The organism is Pseudomonas sp. KCJK8993 (assembly GCF_046230915.1).
Classification (GTDB): domain Bacteria; phylum Pseudomonadota; class Gammaproteobacteria; order Pseudomonadales; family Pseudomonadaceae; genus Aquipseudomonas; species Aquipseudomonas piscis.
Genome location: NZ_JBJJLO010000052.1, coordinates 1 through 20,367 on the forward strand (window position 1 = coordinate 1; position 20,367 = coordinate 20,367).

At 63.3% G+C, this 20,367-nt stretch carries 13 protein-coding genes; 5 read left to right on the forward strand and 8 right to left on the reverse strand.

From position 1 onward, the window contains the following. The coding region (locus ACK6AU_RS17500; protein WP_409300292.1) for a thioesterase domain-containing protein at window positions 1–1,843 on the forward strand (1,843 nt) is incomplete at its 5' end. A 245-nt stretch (window positions 1,844–2,088) separates the two neighbouring features. Here the strand turns inward: ACK6AU_RS17500 and ACK6AU_RS17505 are convergent. Continuing rightward, window positions 2,089–4,464 (reverse strand): TonB-dependent siderophore receptor, encoded by a 2,376-nt coding sequence (locus ACK6AU_RS17505; protein WP_409300294.1) that lies wholly within the window; start codon window positions 4,462–4,464, stop codon window positions 2,089–2,091. A 149-nt stretch (window positions 4,465–4,613) separates the two neighbouring features. Next, window positions 4,614–6,266, reverse strand: coding sequence for a cyclic peptide export ABC transporter (locus ACK6AU_RS17510; RefSeq protein WP_185698875.1), 1,653 nt, complete (start codon window positions 6,264–6,266; stop codon window positions 4,614–4,616). Window positions 6,267–6,471: 205 nt separating this feature from the next. Here ACK6AU_RS17510 and ACK6AU_RS17515 point away from each other — a divergent pair, with 205 nt between their 5' ends. Then, window positions 6,472–7,299, forward strand: coding sequence for a N(5)-hydroxyornithine transformylase PvdF (locus ACK6AU_RS17515; RefSeq protein ID WP_409300296.1), 828 nt, complete (start codon window positions 6,472–6,474; stop codon window positions 7,297–7,299). Between the two features lie 189 nt (window positions 7,300–7,488). Here ACK6AU_RS17515 and ACK6AU_RS17520 read toward each other — a convergent pair whose 3' ends face one another. The 3 genes from ACK6AU_RS17520 to pvdM are packed head-to-tail and all read right to left on the reverse strand — an operon-like array spanning window position 7,489 to window position 11,090. Further along, entirely contained in the window at window positions 7,489–8,379 is an 891-nt protein-coding gene (locus tag ACK6AU_RS17520; RefSeq protein ID WP_409300298.1) for a formylglycine-generating enzyme family protein, read from the reverse strand. 37 nt (window positions 8,380–8,416) lie between these two features. Further along, the gene (locus ACK6AU_RS17525; protein WP_409300300.1) at window positions 8,417–9,709 is read right to left on the reverse strand and encodes an aminotransferase class V-fold PLP-dependent enzyme; all 1,293 of its coding nucleotides are present in this window, start codon (window positions 9,707–9,709) and stop codon (window positions 8,417–8,419) included. A gap of 31 nt (window positions 9,710–9,740) precedes the next feature. Continuing rightward, complete coding sequence (gene pvdM, locus ACK6AU_RS17530; RefSeq protein WP_185698879.1) at window positions 9,741–11,090, reverse strand: pyoverdine-tailoring dipeptidase-like protein PvdM; 1,350 nt, start codon at window positions 11,088–11,090, stop codon at window positions 9,741–9,743. A gap of 172 nt (window positions 11,091–11,262) precedes the next feature. Here pvdM and ACK6AU_RS17535 point away from each other — a divergent pair, with 172 nt between their 5' ends. Next, window positions 11,263–12,894 (forward strand): twin-arginine translocation signal domain-containing protein, encoded by a 1,632-nt coding sequence (locus ACK6AU_RS17535; protein ID WP_409300302.1) that lies wholly within the window; start codon window positions 11,263–11,265, stop codon window positions 12,892–12,894. 335 nt (window positions 12,895–13,229) lie between these two features. On the opposite strand, the gene ACK6AU_RS17540 is transcribed toward ACK6AU_RS17535, so the two are convergent. From ACK6AU_RS17540 to ACK6AU_RS17550, 3 genes are read right to left on the reverse strand one after another with little or no spacing between them, the layout of a single operon-like run. After that, window positions 13,230–14,639 (reverse strand): efflux transporter outer membrane subunit, encoded by a 1,410-nt coding sequence (locus tag ACK6AU_RS17540; RefSeq protein WP_409300304.1) that lies wholly within the window; start codon window positions 14,637–14,639, stop codon window positions 13,230–13,232. Between the two features lie 7 nt (window positions 14,640–14,646). Further along, window positions 14,647–16,620: a MacB family efflux pump subunit gene (locus ACK6AU_RS17545; RefSeq protein WP_409300306.1), complete on the reverse strand. Its 1,974-nt coding sequence runs from the start codon at window positions 16,618–16,620 to the stop codon at window positions 14,647–14,649. Then, on the reverse strand, window positions 16,621–17,793 hold the full coding sequence (locus ACK6AU_RS17550) for an efflux RND transporter periplasmic adaptor subunit (RefSeq protein WP_409300308.1): 1,173 nt from the start codon (window positions 17,791–17,793) through the stop codon (window positions 16,621–16,623). A gap of 322 nt (window positions 17,794–18,115) precedes the next feature. Here ACK6AU_RS17550 and ACK6AU_RS17555 point away from each other — a divergent pair, with 322 nt between their 5' ends. Both ACK6AU_RS17555 and ACK6AU_RS17560 read left to right on the forward strand, forming a co-directional pair. Further along, window positions 18,116–18,598 carry a sigma-70 family RNA polymerase sigma factor gene (locus ACK6AU_RS17555; protein ID WP_185698884.1) on the forward strand — a complete coding sequence of 161 codons (483 nt, stop codon included), beginning with the start codon at window positions 18,116–18,118 and terminating at the stop codon, window positions 18,596–18,598. Window positions 18,599–18,746: 148 nt separating this feature from the next. Continuing rightward, entirely contained in the window at window positions 18,747–20,084 is a 1,338-nt protein-coding gene (locus ACK6AU_RS17560; protein WP_185698885.1) for a lysine N(6)-hydroxylase/L-ornithine N(5)-oxygenase family protein, read from the forward strand. The last annotated feature ends 283 nt before the right edge of the window (window positions 20,085–20,367 follow it).

Sequence of the window (20,367 nt, forward strand, 5' to 3'; positions counted from 1 at the left end):
TCGTGATGTGGGTTCGTGCACCAGCCTGCAACGCATCGTGTGCAGCGGCGAGGCGTTGCCGGTGGATGCCCAGCAGCAAGTGTTCGCCAAGCTACCCCGGGCCGGGTTGTACAACCTGTATGGCCCGACCGAGGCCGCGATCGACGTGACCCACTGGACCTGCGTCGATGAAGGCCGCGATGGCGTGCCGATCGGCGAGCCGATCGCCAACGTGCAAACCTATGTCCTCGATGCTCAATTGCAACCTGTGCCCAGCGGTGTCGCCGGGGAACTCTACCTTGGAGGTACGGGATTGGCCCGTGGTTACCACTGTCGTCCAGCCTTGACTGCTGAGCGCTTCATTGCCAGCCCGTTCACGGTTGGTGATCGTTTGTATCGCACCGGTGACAGGGTGCGACAACGCCATGATGGGGTCATTGAGTACCTTGGGCGTCTCGATCATCAGGTCAAGCTACGGGGCCTGCGCATCGAGTTGGGCGAGATCGAGGCACGTTTGCTGGAGCATGAGCAAGTGCACGAGGCCTCGGTGCAGGTGCTGGATGGTAAGCACTTGGTGGGTTACCTGGTGCTGGACGGCGCGGGCGAGGACTGGCGCGAAGCGCTGAGCGTTCACCTGGCCGCGCATCTGCCGGACTACATGGTGCCGGCGCAGTGGGTGGTGCTGGAACAGATGCCGCTGAGCCCCAACGGCAAGCTGGACCGCAAGGCCCTGCCCAAGCCCGATGCCAGCTTGCAGGCACGGGAGTACGTGGCACCGCAGAGTCCGCTGGAGCAACAAGTCGCACAGATCTGGGCACAAGTACTGGAAGTGGAACGCGTAGGCCTGCACGATAATTTCTTCGAGTTGGGCGGGCATTCGCTGTTGGTACTGCTGCTCAAGGAGCGGATCAGGAAGGCCACTGCCAGCGAACTATCCGTCAGCCAGTTGATGCTCAATCCTACCGTCGCTGGGCAAGTCGCTTGCCTGGAAGGGAGTACCAGGAACTCCCTGATCGTCAGGCTCAATAGTCAAACACAAGGCACGCCTTTGTATCTGTTCCACCCAAGCTATGGCTCGGTGCATTGCTACAAGGCCATCGCTCTTGCCCTGCGTGAAGATAGGCCAGTCATGGGGGTTATCTGCCGCGCTTTGGCCGAAGAGGGGACGCCAGTGCCTTCCTGGGTGGAAATGGTCGAGGACTACGCCCAACAGTTGCTCATGGCTCAGCCGGAAGGTGCTTATCGGCTGGCCGGTTGGTCGCTGGGTGGCAACCTGGCCGTGGAAGTCGCTCATAAGCTGGAGCACGCAGGCCGCGAGGTGGAGTTTGTCGGTTGGATCGACGCTTCTCCGCCCTACTGGCTCAAGGCGTATTGGGATACGGCAATCATCATCGATGAGGATGAGTTGGCCGCCAATCAGAAGCGTGCGCAGTTGTTGGAAGTGATGTTTCCCGAGGCGAACCAACAGATTCGGCAGGCCTGGGCCCAGAGCCAGATGCAGTTTGTCGATGAGGAGCAGCAGTGGCGTCACTTCAGTGACTGGGCCGATCAGGCCTTGGGCCAGGCTTTCAGAGAGATCAAGGAAGAACTTCTGCGTGGCAACGAGGCGCAGATCTCCTGGGAGCTGGATCGAGCGCTGGGACAGCGCTTGCGGGACTCTGACCTGAAGCCGATCAAAGCGCCTGTGAGCTGCTGGTGGGCCTCGGCCAGTCGGGCAGGGCAGCATAGGCAACTGATCGAGTCGACAATTGAACAAGTGGTCGGCAAGCCATGTATCGAGCGTTCCGTACTGATCGACTCGACCCATGAACGAATCATCGACAACGCGCTGTTCGTGCAGAGTTTTGTCAGTGCCATGAAATAACGTTGGTAATTGTCCGTTCAACATCGCCCCTGATCACCGTCAGTGATCAGGGGCTTTTTTATGCCTGCCTGGTCATTTCGGGCGTGCTCCAGAGGCAGGGATGCTGTGCACGATGGCCAGGCTCGGCCGAAGTCGCAAGGTGAGTGGGGCAGTGATGGAGCGATGAGGCGGCCAGAGGGTAGTCATTTGCCAGGCAAAGAAAAGCCCCTGGTCATGTTCATGGCCAGGGGCTGGTTGGAGCGGGGTCAGAAGTTCCAGCGGGTGCTGAGCATCACATTGCGTGGATCGCCATAGTAGGCCGAATTGTAGAAGCCGATATTGGTGTAGTACTTCTTGTCGAATACGTTGTTGACGTTCAGTGAGGCGGAAAGGTTATCGGTGATCTGGTAGCGGGCCATCAGGTCAACCAGCCAGAGCGGGTCCTGGGAAAACTTCTCTTTGGTGTTCTTGCCGTAGTTATTGAGAATCTGCCAGCCGGTGCCTTGCCAGCGAACGCCGCTGCCGAGGGTGAGCTTGTCCAGAGGGCCGGTCAGCTTGTAGCTGGTGTAGAGGTTGACCTGGTCTTCTGGCTCCCAGGTGGAAACCTTCTGGCCCGACTGGTCGCGAATGATCTTGTGGGTATAGCCGGCTTGTAGCTGCCAGCCAGGGGCCAGTTCACCGGAGATTTCCGCTTCATAGCCCTTGGCTTTGGACTTGATGCCCTTGGATGCCCTGTCGAGCCCGGAGATAGTGTCGGGAATGTAGCTGAGGTCGTCGACCGGACGGTTTTCCTCGTGAACCTCAAAGTAGGCAATGCTTGAGTTCAGGCGTCCATCAAAGAACTCGCCTTTGAGCCCGATTTCATAGTTCTTGCCTTCGTTAGGCTTGAGCGGCTTGTTGTTCTTGTCGCGATAGTCGTCTTGCGGCAGGTAGATTTCGGTATAGCTGGCATAGGCCGAGAAGTTCTCGTTGAGGTCGTAGACTACGCCGGCATAAGGAACCACCTTGCCAGTGTCCTTGATCTGGCTGGTACCGCTGACCTCGTAATTGTTGACTCGGGTGCCGAGTATTACGTTCAGGTCATCGGTCAGGCTGAAGCGGCCGGTGACGTAGCCAGCGCTCTGGCGTGTGAGCTCGTCGTTGCGTCTGGTTTGCGGACCCCAATCCGGTTTTGGTGCCTTGCCTCTCCAGTTGAAGTAGTCAGGGTCTTCGATTTTGCTGGCATCGGTGTAATCGCGCCCCAGCCAGCGTGAACGGGAAACCGAAGTGCCGACGACCAGTTGGTGCTCGCGCCCGAACAAGCTGAAGGGGCCGGTGGCATACAGGTCGCCGGTGTCGCTGGTGGTTTCACCCGTGTATTTACGAGTCAGTAGCCTGGCCTTTCCGGTCTGGGCATTCGGCGATAGCAGGGCGGCCAGCGGCGCGTTGTAACCGTTGATCTGGTGGTTGTACTGCGCTTTGGCTACCCAGCCGTTCTGGAAGCTGTGTTCCAGAGTGGCGAATACGGTACGGGTGTACTGTTCCCAGCGGCTGTAGGTGGCACCATTGTTGAATGAACGTGGGGTGCTGATGCGGTTGCCAGCGGAGTCGAATAATGAGGCGGAGCCCGACCAGCTTGAGTTCTTCGGATTGCTGTCCTGATAGTCGGCGCCTACGGTCAGCAACGTATCGGGTGACAGGTCGAACTCAAGAATCCCGTAGTAGACGTTGGTCTTGCGTGAGTAGCGATCCAGGAACGATCTCTTGTCCTGGTAAGCCGCGACGGCCCGGCCGCGTACGTTGCCCGTTTCGGTCAAAGGCCCGCTGACGTCGATTTCAGTGCGGTAGTTGTCCCAGGAACCTGCCCCCAGGTCCACATAACCCTTGAACTCCGAGGTGGGTTTCTTACGCACCATGTTGATCGTGCCGCCGGGGCCACCCGCTCCGGTGAGCAGGCCTGTGGCGCCCTTGAGTACTTCTACCCGGTCATAGATCACGGTGTCGGTCAGGGTATGACCGGAAGAGTACTGGGGGTCCTGGAGGATAGGGATGCCATCGTACTGGAAGTTCTGGATGGCGAAACCGCGCGAAAAGTAGCTGGTGCGGTCGCTGTCGTAGGTCGCGACGGTGATGCCTGGCGTATGGCGCATGACATCGTCGATCGACTTCATGTTGAAGTCATCCATGGCTTGTCGGGTGACGACCGAAATCGACTGTGGCGTTTCCCGTGGCGTCAGTACCAGGCGCGTGGCCGTGGCGATGGTGCCTGGAGTGTAAGAGCCGGAGCCTTCGGTAACCGTTCCCAGCTGGTTGGCGGTCACTTGAGTGGTTCCCAGCTCCAGGCTGGCGGAACGATTGACATTGATGGTGATCGAGTTGCCCTGCAGGCGATAGCCGATGCCTGTACCGCCGAGCAGGGTTTTAATCGCCTGCTCTGGTTGCAGTTTGCCTTTTACTGCATTGCTGCGTTTTTCCTGCACATCCGTCGGGTTATACAGCACCTGCAGGTTAGTCTGCCGCCCGAATTCCTGCAGGGCACTGCCCAGAGATTGCGCTGGAACATCGATCTCGATTTCCTGGGCCTGAACGTAACCGGCGATTGGCATCGACACTGCCAGGGCCAGGGCGCTGGGCAGGAGGTTGACGTTCAAGGCTCGTCGCATGGATCGCGCTTTACTCAGGGAACTGAGACCGAGTAGTGCTGACATGGATGATTTCTCTTCTGTGTAGTGGGCAGTTTTAGGTGTTTATTGCGGTTAATTCTCATTACCAGTGGTAAGACGTTCCTCCTTGAACAAACCGGAAAAAAAACTCAGGCCGGTTCCATTTCATGTACGACCTTGCCGGCGCGCAGGCGCACCAATTGGTCGGCGATGTCGAAATAACGGTCGTCGTGGCTGATCACGATGATGGTCTTGCCCAGGCGCTTGAGGTCGGGCAGCAGCTCGGTATAGAAAATCCGTCGGAAGGCCGGGTCCTGGTCGGCGGCCCATTCGTCGAACACCAGCACCGGCCGTTCTTCCAACCAGGCGTTGACCAGGGCCAGGCGCTTGCGCTGGCCGGTGGACAGGTCAGTGGTGGTGAACGCGCCATCCTTGACGCTGACCTTGTGGGCGATCTCCAGGCGATCCAGGTACTGGGTGGCGACGTCCAGTGCTTTGCCGGCATTGCCCTGGACCAGGTCGTCGAACAGGTAGTAGTCGGCAAAAACCGTGGTGAACAGTTGCCGGTAGTCGTCCCGGGCCTGGTCGGTCACGGTTTCGCCGTTGAGGCGGATCTCCCCGGACTGGGGCTGGTACAGGCCCAGCAGCAGCTTGATCAGGGTGGTCTTGCCGCAGCCGTTCTCACCGACGATGAAGACGATGTCGCCCTGCTTGATGCTCAGGTTGATCGGCCCCAGGTGGAACGGTTCGCTGCCCTCTACCGGTGGAGGGCTGTAGCTCACCCCGCGCAGCTCCAGGCTGTGCACCACTGGCTGGGGCGCTTCGCTGGCATCCATCAGCAGGTGCGGCTCGGGGGAGGAGAAGCGCTCGGACAACTCGCTGATGCGGGCGAAGGCAATCTTCGCCTTGCCGACGATGGGCAGGTAGCCGACCACATGTTCGAGCGGACCCTTCATGTACAGCAGCACCAGCACGAAGCCGGTGATTACCGTAGGGTCCGGGTTCGGGTAGTAGGCCTGCATGGCCAGGGCCAGGCCGATGACCACGAAGAACAGCATCGAGCCGAAGCTCTTGGCCAGGATGTAGATGTTCACCGAGCGCACCTGGATATCGCTGATGCGGTCCGCGGTCTCCTGGATCCGGTGGGTGTTCATGCGAAAACGCCGCGGCCGGTGGATGCGCAATTCCTTGGCGCCCGAAGCGATCGCGTTGTAGTAGCGCTGCAGTTCGTCCTCGTGGTCGCGGGCTTCGTCGAAGCCCTTGATGCCCTTGCCGCCGGCCACCAGTTGCACGCTGGTGCCGATGATGATGGCCACCACCATCATCAGGAACATCGGTACCGACAGGTACGCCAGGTAGCCCAGGCAACCCAGAGTGACCGTGGCGGCAATGGCCAGGGGGGTGAAGGCGAAGGAAAAGTCACTGATGGTGTCGACGTCGTGGGTCAGCACCGGGATCAGCCGGTGGGAGCGGTAGCGCTCGATCTGGGTGATGGGCGCCGAGAGCACCTTCTCGCCCAGGTCCTTGCGCAGGGCGGCGATGATCCGCTGGCCCACGTAGTTGGTGCCGACGTCCGAGACGATCGAGCTGACCAGGGCCAATGCACAGAGTGCGGCGAAGGTCAGGACCACGCCCTGGGTCATGCCGCCGTCCGAGTGCAGGGCGTTGTTGATGGTGGCCAGCAGCAGGGTGATGGCCAGGCCACCGGCCATGCCCAGGGCCACGGAAACCAGCACTATGCTGCGAAAGGGCCTGAGCAATGCGAGCAGGCCTTTGAAGGCGCCGCGCTTGGGGTCGGTCATAAGTACTTCCCAGAGAGTGGATTGAGGGTCGGGGCACACGGACCCTTACCCCTGAACAAACGAAGCGTCGCGGCGACTATTTAGCGTTGCCGGCCACCACCGGGCGGCAGCGTCCCGGATAAATTGCCCGGAGCCTGGTTCGTTCTTGTTCTGTGGGCGCACGCGTATCGACGCAGTGCCTGTTCCATTGAGCGAGAGCGAACGAATGACGAAGAAGAATCTGGTGTATGTCTGGTCCTTGCGAAACGCCGCGGCCGACAAGGCGGGGCAGTGGGTGGCCTACAAGGACCACGAGCGCTACATGAAATCGGTCCTGGAGTCCCTGGTGGAGGCGTTGAACCAGACGCCCCTGGGCGAGGCCTACAACCTGGTGGGCGTGGTCTACGACGATGACGAGCAGTCGCCGCGGGACCAGAAGCTGGTGAGCGACTACGGCTTCGCCTACCAGCCGGGGCGCCAGTGGCTGTATCCGGCGGACCTCGCCGTGCAGGGGCGCTTGGTCAACGACCTGCTGCTGAGCGTGCCGTCCACCTATCGCCGCTATCCGCGCGGCAGCGCCGAGCACATCGCCGGCAAGCAGGACTTCGAGCGTCGCCTGTACGACACCCTGGTGGAGCTCAAGGCCGATATCGTGGTGCTGGATGGCTTGCTGGTGATCCTCGACGAGCTGGTGCGCCCGGGTGCGCCGTTCGCCCGGCGGATCATGAACATCCACCCGGGCATCACTCGCATCGAGTCGCCCTATGAGCGCCGCGGTGCCTATGCCACCTGGAATGCCTTGTATGGCGCCCGGGGCGAGAAGGTGGTGGATTGGGCGACCCGGGAGACCGTACCGACCGAGCCGCTGTACCTGACCGGGGCTTCCTTCCACTACGTGGACAACGGTATCGACTCCGGCGAGGTCTTCCACGACGTGCTCAATACCGAGATTTCCCCCGAGGACACCATCCTCGAGCTGCGCTGGAACAACTTCAACAACAGCCTGTTCCCGGCCTTGCACGAAGGCTTGGCGCTGTTGGCCAAGCAGTCCTGAGCTGGCTTGCGGCGCGGCATGGCAGGCTTGCCCTGTAGTCGCTGCCGCAGGCTGCGACCGGCTGCGCGCAGTCGTGAAAGAGAGTGTTGGACCAGGTTATTCGTGCCGCTAGGGTTGGCGGCTTTTGTGGGCACTTCGTAGCCCAAGGTAGCGGCTACACCGGTTGCGGTGTAGCCGGCAGGGGAGGGGTTAGAGGACGCGCACTACGCGAAAACCGATCCAGTCGCCGCGGGTTTGCGGATAGATATTGTTGCGGTTGCCCGAACGGGAGAACACCGGGGCTTCGCCCCAATCGTTACCGCGCAGTTGCAGCGATTCACAGCCCGGCTCGACCCAGGCACTGCCGTCGGTGGGGGCGCCGACGTAGTTGGGGTGTTCGCAATCGGCGATCCATTCATAGACATTGCCGTGCATGTCGTACATGCCGAAGGCGTTGGGCGGGTAGCTGCCCGCTGGCGAGGTGTAGCTGTAGCCGTCCGCCGGGCCGTAGGTATTGGCATGCTTGGCGATGCTGTATGGCTTGCCTTCGTCGAACGGGAAGGGGAAGGGGCCGGTGGAGCCGGCGCGCGCCGCATATTCGCGCTGGGCTTCGCTGACCATCTGGTATTGGTGGCCGGTCTTCTTCGACAGCCAGGCCACGTAGGCCTGTACCTCGGCAAAGTTCATGCACACCGCTGGTTGGCGCGGCCCTTGGGGGTAGCGCGGCTTGCTGGCGATGCATTCACGCCCGGGGCGGGTGTCGCCATCGGGGATCTTGACCCCGGTCTGGCGGATGTAGCTGTCCCATTCCGCGGCGGTGATCTGGAAGCGGCTCATGGCAAAGGGCTTGGCGAAGGTCACTTCGTGCATCGGGCCTTCATCGGGTTCGCGCCCGACCTCGTCGTCCGGGGTGCCCATGACGAATTTACCGGCTGGCAGCACCACCATTTCCGGGCAGTCCTTGCAGTCCTTGAAGACTTTGCCCGGTTGCGGTTCGGCGGCTTGGGCGCTGCCCGGCAGGAAGCCGGCCAGCAGCGCGCCCAGCGCCAGGGTAGCAAGTGCCTTGAACGGCGTACGGGAGGAACTCTGGTCTGGATTCATGAATGTTCTCGATCAGGGTGGGAGGAGGCGCAGCGGCTCAGAGCCGCTTGGCCAGCAGGTCCATGAAGCGGTCGATTTCACCTTCGTTGTTGAGCAGGCCGGGAGCCGTGCGCACCACCGGGCCGACATCGCGGTCCACGGCGTCGACCACGACCCGGTTGTGCATCAGGTAGGCCGCCACCTGGTCGCAGTCCTGGCCCTTGACCCGGAAGAAGGTGAAGCCTGCCGACAGGCTCGGGTCCAGCGGGGTGACCAGCTCGATCGCGGAATGGGCCAGCAGGCGCTGCTTGAGCTCGCTGTTGAGCTGGTGGATGCGCGTCTCGACCTTGGCCTTGCCCAGTTGCAAGTGCAGTTTGAAGGCTTCGTCCACGGCCCAGCGATGCTCGAAGGCGTGGTAGCCGCCCGGGGTCATCGAGGTGGCGAAGTTGCGGTCCTCGGAGAAGGTCGGGATGGTCGGGGTCAGGTCCTGGAGTTTTTCCGAGCGGGCGCAGATGATTCCGGTGCCGCGAGGGCCGAACATCCACTTGTGGGTGCCGGCGATGAAGTAGTCGCAGTGCATCTGTGGGAAGTCCAGGTTGTCCACGCCGAAACCGTGCACGCCGTCGACCACGTAGATGATCCGGTCCTTCTCGTCGCGGTCGCGGTTGAGTTCGTCCACCAGCTGGCCGATGGCGCCGATCGGCAGTTTCACGCCGCTGCCCGACTGCACCCAGGTCATGCCCAGTACTCGGGTATTGGGGCGGATGGCGCGCTTGATGGCGTCCAGCACTTCGGCGCTGGAAACCTGGCTGGCGTTCTCGAACAGCTTGATCTTGCGGACCTGGGTGCCTTGCTTGCGCATCCGGAAGTCCAGGCTGAATTCGGTGGCGTAGTGCTCATGCACCGTGGTCAGGATTTCCTGGTCCGGGCGTACGTGCAGGCCGCCGTAGATCATCGCCAGGCCTTCGCTGGTGCTGCCGGTGAGGGCGATCTGTTCGGGCTTGGCTTGCAGATAGCGGCCGGCCCACAGGCGTACCTGGGCTTCGCGCTTCCAGGTTTCCTGCAGGTCCCAGTCCATGGCCAGGCCCGGGTTGCGGTCGATCTGCGCGCGGTAGCGCTCGATGGCCTCTTGTACCGGCCTGGGATGGGTGGTTACCAGGAAGTTGGAGAAGTGGATGTAGTCCGGGTCCTGGGTGAACAGCTGGCGCAGCTCGGGCCAGGAGGCGATGGGCTGCGAGGAAGCGGCTCTGGTTGCGCTCGACAGGGCAGGCTGGGCGGCGGCGCCTGCCGCCATGGGCAGGCCCACGGCGAGGATCCCGGCCTGCTTGAGAAAACTACGACGGTCGGTCATGAAGACAATTCACTTCTAGGCGGATAAGGGCTTAACGGGTGGCGACGGGCTTGGCGGACTTTTGCACCTGGTCCCAGACCCGCAGGAAATTGCCGCCCCAGAGCTTGGCGATATCGGCCTCGCTGTACCCGCGTTGTAGCAGTTCGGCGGTGATGTTGCGGCCCTCGCTGACGTCCTTCCAGCCGTCCAGGCCGCCGCCGTCGTTGAAGTCCGAGCTGATGCCGACGTGATCGATGCCGATCTTCTTCACGGCGTAGTCGATGGCATCGCCGAAGTCCTTGAGGGTGGCCTTGGGTTCTTCCTCGAGGATGCCGTACAGGGCGCTGGCATATTCGCCAAAGCGTTGCGGGGGCCAGACGGTGATGATCGGATCGCCGGGCATCAGGGCCATCTCCAGGCCGGTCAGTGGCTGCAGGTCGAAGCGCGCGCGCAGGGCATTGAGCTTGTCCCGGGTGGGCTGGCTCAGGGGGCGGATGTAGGCGCCGAAACCGACGATCTGCACCACGCCGCCGCTGTCCTTGATCAGTTGCATTTCCCTGTCGCTGAGGTTGCGCGGGATGTCCACCAGGGCCCGGGGAGCGGAGTGGGATGCGACGAAGGGCGCGCGGCTCAGCTGGCTGACCTGCTCCAGGGCCTTGGTCGACATTTGCGAGACATCGATGATCACCCCCAGGTCGTTGAGCCGGTGCACCGCCTGCTTGCCGAGGTCGGACAGGCCGCCGAGGGCGTCCGGGGTGTCGTTGAAGAACGGCAGCGGCCGGGAGGAGTCCGACCAGGCGTTGTTGCCCACGTAGCTGAAGCCGAACATGCGCATGCCGCGAGCGGTCCACTGGTCCAGCCGGTCGAGGTCGCTGCCCAGGGGGTAGGCGTTGAGCATGCTGAGGAATACCGCGAACTTGCCTTCGCCGTGCAGCCGGCGGAAATCATCCGGGGTATAGGCGATGGCGACCTGGTTGGGGAAGTCGCGGACCATGCCGGTGAGGATCTTGTAGCGGGCCTCCTGCTCATTGCGCGCGGCGTCGACGAAACCGTCGGTGGGGCGATGCGGTGCGTTCGGGCCGTTCCAGATTTCCGGCCAGCCGAAGATCGTCAGGGCGGCGCCCGAGAGTCGCCCGCGCCCGGCCTTGGCCAGGTCGAACTGGCCGGAGCCATCCTTGTCCGCCTCGTTGCCGGTACTGCCGAAATCCAGTGGTACGGTCACGTGGCTGTCGAAGGAAATAATCCGTTCTTGCAGCTCCTCTGCCTGTTTCATCACCTTGGCCGGATAGCCGGGATTGTCCCTGAACCAATAGTCCCAGGCCAGGAAACCGGCGCCGGCGCCAATCGCCAGGGCCAGTGGCAGGCCAATGTAGAGAGCCTTCTTCGAACGTGGTTTAGTCATTGCCATCTCAGTCGGGTTCGCCGTCAGGGTGCAGGCACAGGGGCCTTTGCTATCTGGGGGGAACGAGCGGCGGCGGGGGAAATTTAGCGCGGTGGCGCGAGCGGTAAATTTCCCCCGGCAACAAACGTCCTTGCTTGATAAAGCCTGCTTCATGGCTGACACAGGTAGGGCAATGACGATTTCTCGACGAGGGTTCATGGCTGGCTTGGCGCTGACTGGCGCCGCGGTGCCGGCGGCGCTTTACGTGCATCGTGAGTTGACGCGTGAAGAAGAGTTTCCGATCACCCCCGGCGAAGCGTCGGTGGAGCTGGCGGATACCGCCGGGCAGCGCCTGGCGGACCAACTGCGAGGTATCTGGAGCATTCGCTTCGAGGGCGCTGACGCTGGCCTGGAAGGCCTGCCATCCCAGGGGCTGGAGCTGTTCATCGACGTCGCCCAGCGCGGGCGTGGGCTGCGCGGCTACCTGGATACCGCCGAGGGCCTGCGGGGCCCGGGCGAGCCGCGCTACCAAGTGGTGGGCGACCTGGTCAGTCCGCAACCCGGGCAAATGTACTGGCGCCTGGTTCGCTCCGATGCGCCGGATGGCGCTGCCAGCTACGAGTTCAGCATGACCCTGGATGAGGTCTGGGCTGACTTCGGCAACGCCGGCAGCGGCACCCTCAGTGGACGGGTCGAGCGATTGGACCGGCCGCTGATGCTGGCTGCCCAGGACAATCGCTTCGTGGCCACCAAGCACCTGTTTCCCGAAGCCCGGCAACGTATCGCACTCAACTCGACCCTGATGACCTGGCTGATATCCCCCCAGCATCGGCTGTTCCACCAGCTATGGCATGCCACCCGGGACAAGTGGCACCGATTGTCCGAGGAAAAACGCGAGGCCCTGCGCGGCATCGGCTGGCAACCAGGTCCCAGGGACAAGGAGCGTGATGCCCGTGGCCCGAAGAAGGATCGCAATGGTTCGGGTATCGATTTCTTCTTCATGCACCGACACATGCTCGGTACCGCGCGCTCCATGCAGGACTTGCCGTCCTGGCAGCACTTTCCCCTGCCGCAGCCGGAGTTGCTGCGCGATCGCCTGGGCTTCGCCCGTTACTTCGACAATCATGATGGTGGTTCCCTGCCACCCTGCTGGCTGGCCCAGGACGATGACGAGTACAGCCAGTGGGTCAGCGATATCAAGGCCACCGAGACCTACCAGGGCAACTTCCTAGTCTGGGAGTCGCAATATCGCGACCCGCGCTACCTGGCGAAGCTGACCCTCGGCCAGTTCGGCTCGGAGATCGAGCTGGGGCTGCACGATTGGTTGCACATGCGCTGGGCGTCGGTGCCGCGTGATCCTTCCAGTGGCGTACCGGTGCCCATGGCCCGCGATCCGGCGGACTTCTCCCCGCGCTGGTACCAGTCGGAAAACGACTTCCTGGGAGACCCTTTCTCATCCCATGTCAGTCCGGTGTTCTGGCGTTTCCATGGCTGGATCGACGATCGCCTGGAGGACTGGTTCCGTGCCCACGAGCGCTTCCATCCCGGAGAGGTCGAGCGCATGGAGGTCAACGGCGTGCCCTGGTTCGCGCCTGGGCGTTGGGTCGAGGTAGGCGATCCATGGCTGGGGCCGGTGACCCATGGTTGCAGTACCACGCCGGGATTGCAGGTGGGCAAGAGTGTGGAAATGGACCCGGAAACCATGAAGCTGGCCCTGCGCATCACTTTTATCGATGATGAGAAGCAGTTGGCCGACCTGTTCCGCAAGGTGCCGCGCCGCCCCTGGTATGCACGACACTTGAAGGTCAAGGAACGGCTGTTCTAGCGGCGCGAGCAGCCTCGGTTCCGGGTATTCAAGCGTCAGCCAGGAGCTTGGCGATTGCGTGGCGGTGCAGGTGGGTGTTCAGCGATGCGATCGCCTGCGGGTTGGGTTTCGCGAAGGTCACGGCCTGGTGGATATCGTTCAGCACGAGCGCGGGGCCGGCTGGACCCGCTGCGCAACGGCTTGTGCCAGGTTGCGATCTGCAAAGTGCTCATGCCGGACGGCCAGTGGGGCGCAGGAGCCTGGTGCGACACGGTTCCAGGCGAACAACCGACGGGCTGTCCTCGTGGCTGGCCATGCGCAAGGCTTGGCCAGCCGTCCAGGGACTTGCCGCAGGCCTAGCGCGTCGGTGCCGTGGATACCTGCCAGCCGCCTCCCAGTGCCTTGTACAGCGCGACGCTCGATTGCAGTCGCGACAGGCGCAGTTGCACATTCTGGTCCTGTGCGGCGTAGAGGGTGCGCTGGGTGTCCAGGACCGACAGCAGGTCCTCGGCTCCGGCCTGGTAGCGACTCTGGGCGATATCGAACGCCCGTTGCGCCTGCTCCAGCTCCTCGCTCTGCCATTGCCGTTGCTGGTCCAGGCCACGAATGCTGTTGAGGGCTTTTTCCACATCGGCGAAGCCGTTGATGATCGCCCCGCGATAGGTCTCCAGCAGCTCCTCCTGGCGCGCCGTGGCCCGGTCGCGCTCTGCGCTCAGGCGCCCGGCATTGAAGATCGGTGCCATCAGGCCGGAAGCCAGGTTGTAGAAGGGGTTGCGCAGGACGTCGTCGAACTTGTCGGCGTTCGAGCCCAGCTTGGCCGTCAGGGTCACGGTGGGCAGCATGGCGGCCCGGGCCACGCGGACATCGGCCTGGGCTGCCGCGAGCCGGACTTCGGCGCTGGCGATATCCGGGCGGCGGGCCAGCAGCTCGCTGGGGACTCCGGCATCGATGTCCGGCCAGGTCAGCTCGGCGAAAGGTCGTTCGTTCAGGGCCAGGCTCTGCACTGGCCGGCCGAGCAAGGTGGCGAGGGTGATCAGGGCTTCTTCGGCCTGCTGCCGCACCAGCGGTACCTGGCGTTGCTGGTTCGCCACCAGGCTCTTTTGCTGCGCCAGTTCAAGGGCCGTGGCCGAGCCTGAGTCGTAGCGCGTCTGGACCAGGCGCAGGACGCGCTGGGCGTTGGCCAGGTTGAGTTCGGCGATCCGGCCCTGTTCCCGTAGCGCCAGTAGCTGGGCGTAGTTGTTGGCCACGCCGCTGAGCAGGGTCAGCTCCACGGTGGCGCGGTCGAATTCGCTGGCCTGGGCGCCGAGCAGGGCGCTATCGCGTGCAGCGCGCCTGCCCCCCCAGAAGTCGACTTCGTAGGTGGCGCTGAGTCCAGCATCGAACGCATTCGCGGTCCTATCGCTGTTGCTGCCGTCCTGCTGATTGCTGCCTTTGCCGCCCATGCGCTTTTGCCGGCTGGCATTGAAACTGCCTTCGACCGAGGGCAGGAGCGGGGCGCCGGCCACGATGGCGCTGGCCTGGGCCTGGCGAACCCGGGCCATCGCCGCTGCCAGGTCATGGCTGCCGGTTCGCGCTTCGGCGATCAGGCGGTCCAGTTCCGGGCTGCCGAAGCGGGCCCACCAGCGTGGGTCCTGTTGCTGGCCTTCGCGGTTGTTGGGGGTGTGCCAGGCCGTTGGCGCTTGCAGGCCGCTATCCGGGTGTGGGGTGGAGCTGCTGCAGGCCGCCAGCAAGACGCTGGCGGCCATCAGGGTCAGGGTGGTCTTCATCGATCGATCATTCACTGGTAAGGGCCGTGACCGGGTCGAGCCGGGCAGCTTTGCGGGCCGGCATGAAGCCGAAGACGACGCCGGTGACCAGGGCGCAGGCGAAGGCGCCGAGGACCGCGGCCAGGGAAAACGCGACCGCCACTTCGCTGAGGATCAGCACGCCGCCGATGATCAGCGCGACGCCGATGCCGGTCAGGCCGCCGACTACCGAGAGCATCACTGCCTCGGTGAGGAACTGGCGCAGGATGTCCCGCTGGCGGGCGCCGGTGGCCATGCGGATGCCGATTTCGCGGGTGCGTTCGCGCACGGTCATGAGCATGATGTTCATCACGCCGATGCCACCGACCAACAGGGAGATGGCGGCAATGGCGCCGAGCATCAGCGACAAGGTGTTCTGGGTCCGGGCCTCGGCCTGGATCATCGCGGCGTTGTTGGTCAGTTCGTAGTCGCGCTTGCCGTTGTGCAGGCGCAGCATCAGTTGGTCGATGGCTTGTTCGGTTTCCTTGACCTTGCTGGCGTCGGCAGCGGCAATGGCGACGTATTCCGGGTTGCGGCTGCCGAACAGCCGGGTGCTGGCGGCGGAGTAGGGCACGGCGATGCGGTCGTCGCTGTCGCTATCTCCCGAGCTGGCGCCCTTGCCCACCAATACGCCCACTACCTGGAAGGGTATGTTCTCGATCAGGATGTATTGACCGATGGGGTTGGCGACGTTCTGCAAGAGTTTTTCCCGCACCTTGTGGCCGATCACGGCCACGGCGGAGGCCGCATGCTCGTCGGCGTCGCTGAAGTAACTGCCTTCGGCCACCGGCCAGTTGAAGATATGCGGAAAGTTGGTGTCGTTGCCGCCTACATAGGCCATGTAGTCACGGTTGCCGAAGCGCACGCCGGCCTTTGAACCATTGACCGGCATGATGCGTGTGACCTGGGGCAGGGCGCCTACGGCGGCGACATCGTCCAGGGTAATGATCCCGGCGGGTGTCCGCGGGTTTGGCGAGTAGCCGCTGAGGTAGATGATGTTGGAGCCAAAGGCGCCCATCTGTGCCATCACCTGGCGCTTGCTGCCTTCGCCCACGGCCAGCATCACCACCACCGAGGCCACGCCGATGATGATCCCCAGCAGGGTCAGGGCGGTGCGGAAGCGGTTGATCCACATCACTCGCCAGGCGGCCTGCACCGCCTCCACCAGCTCGCCTTTCCAGGCGCCGGTGGGTTCGCTGCCGTGGGCCAGGCGCTGGCGCAGGTCCACGGCCTGCAGGGCGCCGGCGTTGGCGCTGGCCTGCACGCTAGGGTCGGTATCGGCGGTGTCGCTGATGATCTCGCCGTCGCGGATCTCGATGATGCGCTTGGCCCGGGTTGCTACTTCACGGTCGTGGGTGATGAGGATCACCACATGGCCCTGGCTGGCCAGTTCGTCCAGCAGGGCCATGACCTCGGCGCCGCTGTGGCTGTCCAGGGCGCCGGTGGGCTCGTCGGCCAGGATGATATGGCCGCCGTTCATCAGCGCGCGGGCGATGGCCACCCGCTGCTGCTGGCCGCCGGACAACTGGTGCGGGCGGTTGCCGGTACGGCTGCCCAGGCCCAGGCGCTCCAGCAGGGCGGCGGCGCGTGCATGACGTTCGGCGGCCGGGGTGCCGGCATAGATGGCCGGCATCTCGACGTTTTCCTGGGCCGAGCCCGAGGGGATCAGGTGGTAGCCCTGGAACACGAAACCGAAGGCTTCCCGGCGCAGCCAGGCCAGCTCATCGCTGTCGAGGTGGGCGACGTTCTCACCGGCGAACAGGTACTCGCCGGAGGTGGGTCGATCCAGGCAGCCGAGGATGTTCATCAGGGTCGACTTGCCGGAGCCTGAGGCGCCGACGATGGCCACGAATTCCCCGGCATGGATCGACAGATCGATGCCGCGCAGGACATCGACCTGTGGGCTGTCGCCGCCGCCATAGGATTTGCGGATGTTGCGCAGGTCGATCAGGGGCGTTTGCATTCAGCCTCCGTTGCCGTTGGCGGGACCGATCAGCAGGTGCTCGCCCTCGCTCAAGCCGTCGAGGATCTGGATTCGCAGGCGATCGCTGATGCCGACCCGGACCTGGCGCTCGCTGACCGCGCCGTTATCGGCCACCACCCGGGCGATCTGCTGGCCTGGCGCCGCGCCGTCCTGCAGGGCGGCGATGGGGGCGGTCAGTACGTTCTTGACCGAGCTGGCGACGAAGAACACCTGGGTGGTCATCTCCGCCATCAGTGCGTTGTCGGCGTTGTCCACGTCCAGTAGCACGGTATAGAGCACCACCCGGCCGCTGCCGCTCTTGCTGGTGCTGCTGGGGCTGCCGCCGCCCTGGCTGGTCTCGTTCAGCGGCTTGGGCGGGATCGGCAGGATCTGCCGTACGGTGCTGGTCCAGCGCCGGCCGCCGGCGCTCAGGGTGGTGAAGTAGGCACTCATGCCGGACTTCACGTGGCCGATGTCGGCCTCCGACACCTCGGCCCAGACCGTCATCGGCGACAGCTTGGCGATCCGCAGGATCAGCGGGGTCTGTTGCTGGGCGTTAAGAGTCTGGCCTTCACGGGCATCCACCGCCACCACGGTGCCGGACATCGGCGCATAGATGCGGGTATAGCCCAGTTCGGCCTGGTCGCTGCGCAACTTGGCCTGGGCCTGGCGGATCTGCGCCTTGTACATGTCGATCCGCGCCTGGGTGGCCTTGAGCTCGGCCTGGGCGGTTTGTACGTCCTCTTCGCGGGTGGCGCCGCCGGCGGCGAGGTTCTGCTGGCGCTGGTACTTCTGCCGGGCCAGCTGGTTCTGGGCGTACTGCTCTTGCAACTGGGCCTGCAGGTTCTCGATGGCGAAGCGGCTGGCATCCAGCTTGGCTTGCTGGGTGGAGGGGTCTATTTCCACCAGTAGCTGGCCTTCCTTGACCGCGTCGCCGGCTTCCACATGGATCTTGCGGATCTGCCCGGAGGCTTGGGCGCCGACATCCACATAGCGACGCGGTTGCAAGGTGCCCAGGGCCGTGACGCTGCTTTCGATATCGCCGCGGCGCACTTGCACGGTGCTGAACTGGTCGCGTCCCGACGGAATGAACTTCCAGGCGGCGATGGCGAGGATGGGGACCGCACAGAGTGCGGCAAGCAGGGCGCGTCGGGTATTTCGAGGACGTTTCATGCAGGGTTCCGGCCAGAGGTATCGGCCCGTCGGTCCAGCGCCGGCACAGGATGCAGGTTGGCTGCTGGCTGCCGGGAGAGCGGCAGGGACGGGGAGCTGTCAGGTAAACGAGAGGCCGCAGGGCGAATTTAACTGCCGACATATGGAGTTACAGCTGCCCTGGCAGCGAAATAAACCCACTGCGACCCTGGAGTACTTTAAATCTATATGAGAATTACTATAAATTACGCCGGGTCAAAACTGCCATCATTGAATCACCGGGCCAACCGGCTAGCGTCGGTCTTGCTCAAGGAAATAACCGTCATGGGGGCGGTTGGGAGCCATGTTGGAAAGTTACTATCGCGAGCTGATGTGCTTCCTCCATGCCAAGCTGGGTAACCGCCAGGTGGCCGAGGATGTAGTGCACGACGCTTACGTCCGGGTGCTGGAGCGTTCCAGCGACATACCCATCGAGCAGCCGCGGGCGTTTCTCTACCGCACGGCGCTGAACCTGGTGATCGATGGCCATCGGCGCAACGCCCTGCGCCAGTCCGAGCCCCTGGAGGTGCTGGACAACGAGGAGCGCTATTTCAACCCATCGCCGCAAACCAGCCTGGACCAGGGCCAGCGCCTGGACATGCTGCAGCGGGCCTTGGCGGAACTGCCCCGCCTGTGTCGCGAGAGTTTCCTGCTGCGCAAGCTCGAAGGCATGTCCCACCAACAGATCGCCGAGCAATTGGGCATCTCCCGCAGCCTGGTGGAAAAACACATCGTCAATGCGATGAAGCACTGCCGGGTTCGCCTGCGCCAGTGGGAGGCCCAATAGGCCAGGCGCAGTGCGTCTCATTTAGTTAAATTTTTTTTCACTGTCCTCGTCCCTACTCAACAGACGATCTGCTGACCTTCGCGGGCCAGTCGGGTCACCGTGACACTTTATCCCCGCGTTGAGGCGGTTTATCCAGAGGACACTGGAAATGACACAGGCAATTGCATCGGCCCACGTTCACGATTTGATCGGTATCGGTTTCGGCCCCTCGAACCTGGCGCTGGCCATTGCGCTGCAAGAGCGCGGCGAGGAACAGGGTCCGCTGGACGCGCTGTTCCTCGACAAGCAAGCGGACTATCGCTGGCACGGCAACACCCTGGTGACCCAGAGCGAGCTGCAGATTTCCTTCCTCAAGGACCTGGTGACCCTGCGCAACCCCACCAGTCCCTATTCCTTCGTCAATTACCTCAAGCACCACGGGCGCCTGGTGGACTTCATCAACCTGGGCACCTTCTATCCGTGCCGCATGGAGTTCAACGACTACCTGCGCTGGGTGGCCGGGCATTTCCAGGCGCACAGCCGCTACGGCGAAGAAGTGCTGGGCATCGAGCCTGTGCTGCACAACCAGCAGGTCGAGGCGCTGCGGGTGATCTCCCGCGACGCCCAGGGCGCCGAGCAGGTACGCACCACCCGCTCGGTGGTGGTCAGCACCGGCGGCACGCCACGGGTTCCGGAGCTGTTCAAGGGGCTCAAGGGCGATGCGCGGGTCTTCCACCATTCCCAGTACCTGGAGCGCATGGCCCAACAGCCTTGCGTCAACGGCAAGCCGATGAACATCGCCATCATCGGTGGCGGGCAAAGCGCCGCGGAAGCCTTCATCGACCTCAACGACAGCTTCCCCTCGGTGCAGGCCGACATCATCATGCGCGGCTCGGCCCTCAAGCCGGCCGACGACAGCCCGTTCGTCAACGAAGTGTTCTCCCCGGCCTTCACCGACCTGGTGTTCCAGCAGAACGACAGCGAGCGCGAGCGCCTGGTCAGCGAGTACCAGAACACCAACTACTCGGTGGTGGATATCGACCTGATCGAGCGCATCTACGGGATCTTCTACCGCCAGAAGGTCTCCGGCGTCCCGCGCCATGCGTTCCGTGCCCTGACCACCGTCGAGAAGGCCACCGCCACCGACCTGGGCATCGAACTGATCCTGCGCCATGGCGCCAGCGGCGAACGTGAAGTGCGCCACTACGACGCCGTGGTCCTGGCCACCGGCTACGAGCGCAACCTGTACCGCGACCTCCTGGCGCCGCTGCAGGCCTACCTGGGTGACTTCGAAGTGGATCGCAACTACCGCCTGATCACCGACGAGCGTTGCAAGGCCGGTGTCTACCTGCAGGGCTTCAGCCAGGCCAGCCACGGCTTGAGCGATACCCTCCTGTCGGTGCTGCCGATCCGCGCCCAGGAGATCGCCGATTCGCTGTACGAGCATGGCAAGACCCGCGGTCACAGCCGCTCGGTTCGCGACATGCTGCTGGCCACCGCCAGCTGATGCACCGGCCGCTGCCGCAGCCCTGCGGTAGCGGCCGCCGCGGTCATGAAAGCTTCATGTCCTGTTTCTTCCTGAACCTGCGCTGAAGAATTTTTCAATTCCCCCTGGCAAGGTTTTCCCCAGGTTTACTCTGCAAAAAGTGCGGCGTAAGCTGCGCGCGTTTTCAATCAATGGAGGCCCAGTGTGGGTACTTGTTCGAGTGACAGGAGTCAGCCGGTCTCGATAACCGGCGCGGTCCCGGCAAGATAACGCGCAGCCTTGGTTCCTGCCGTTGTCTCGCCAT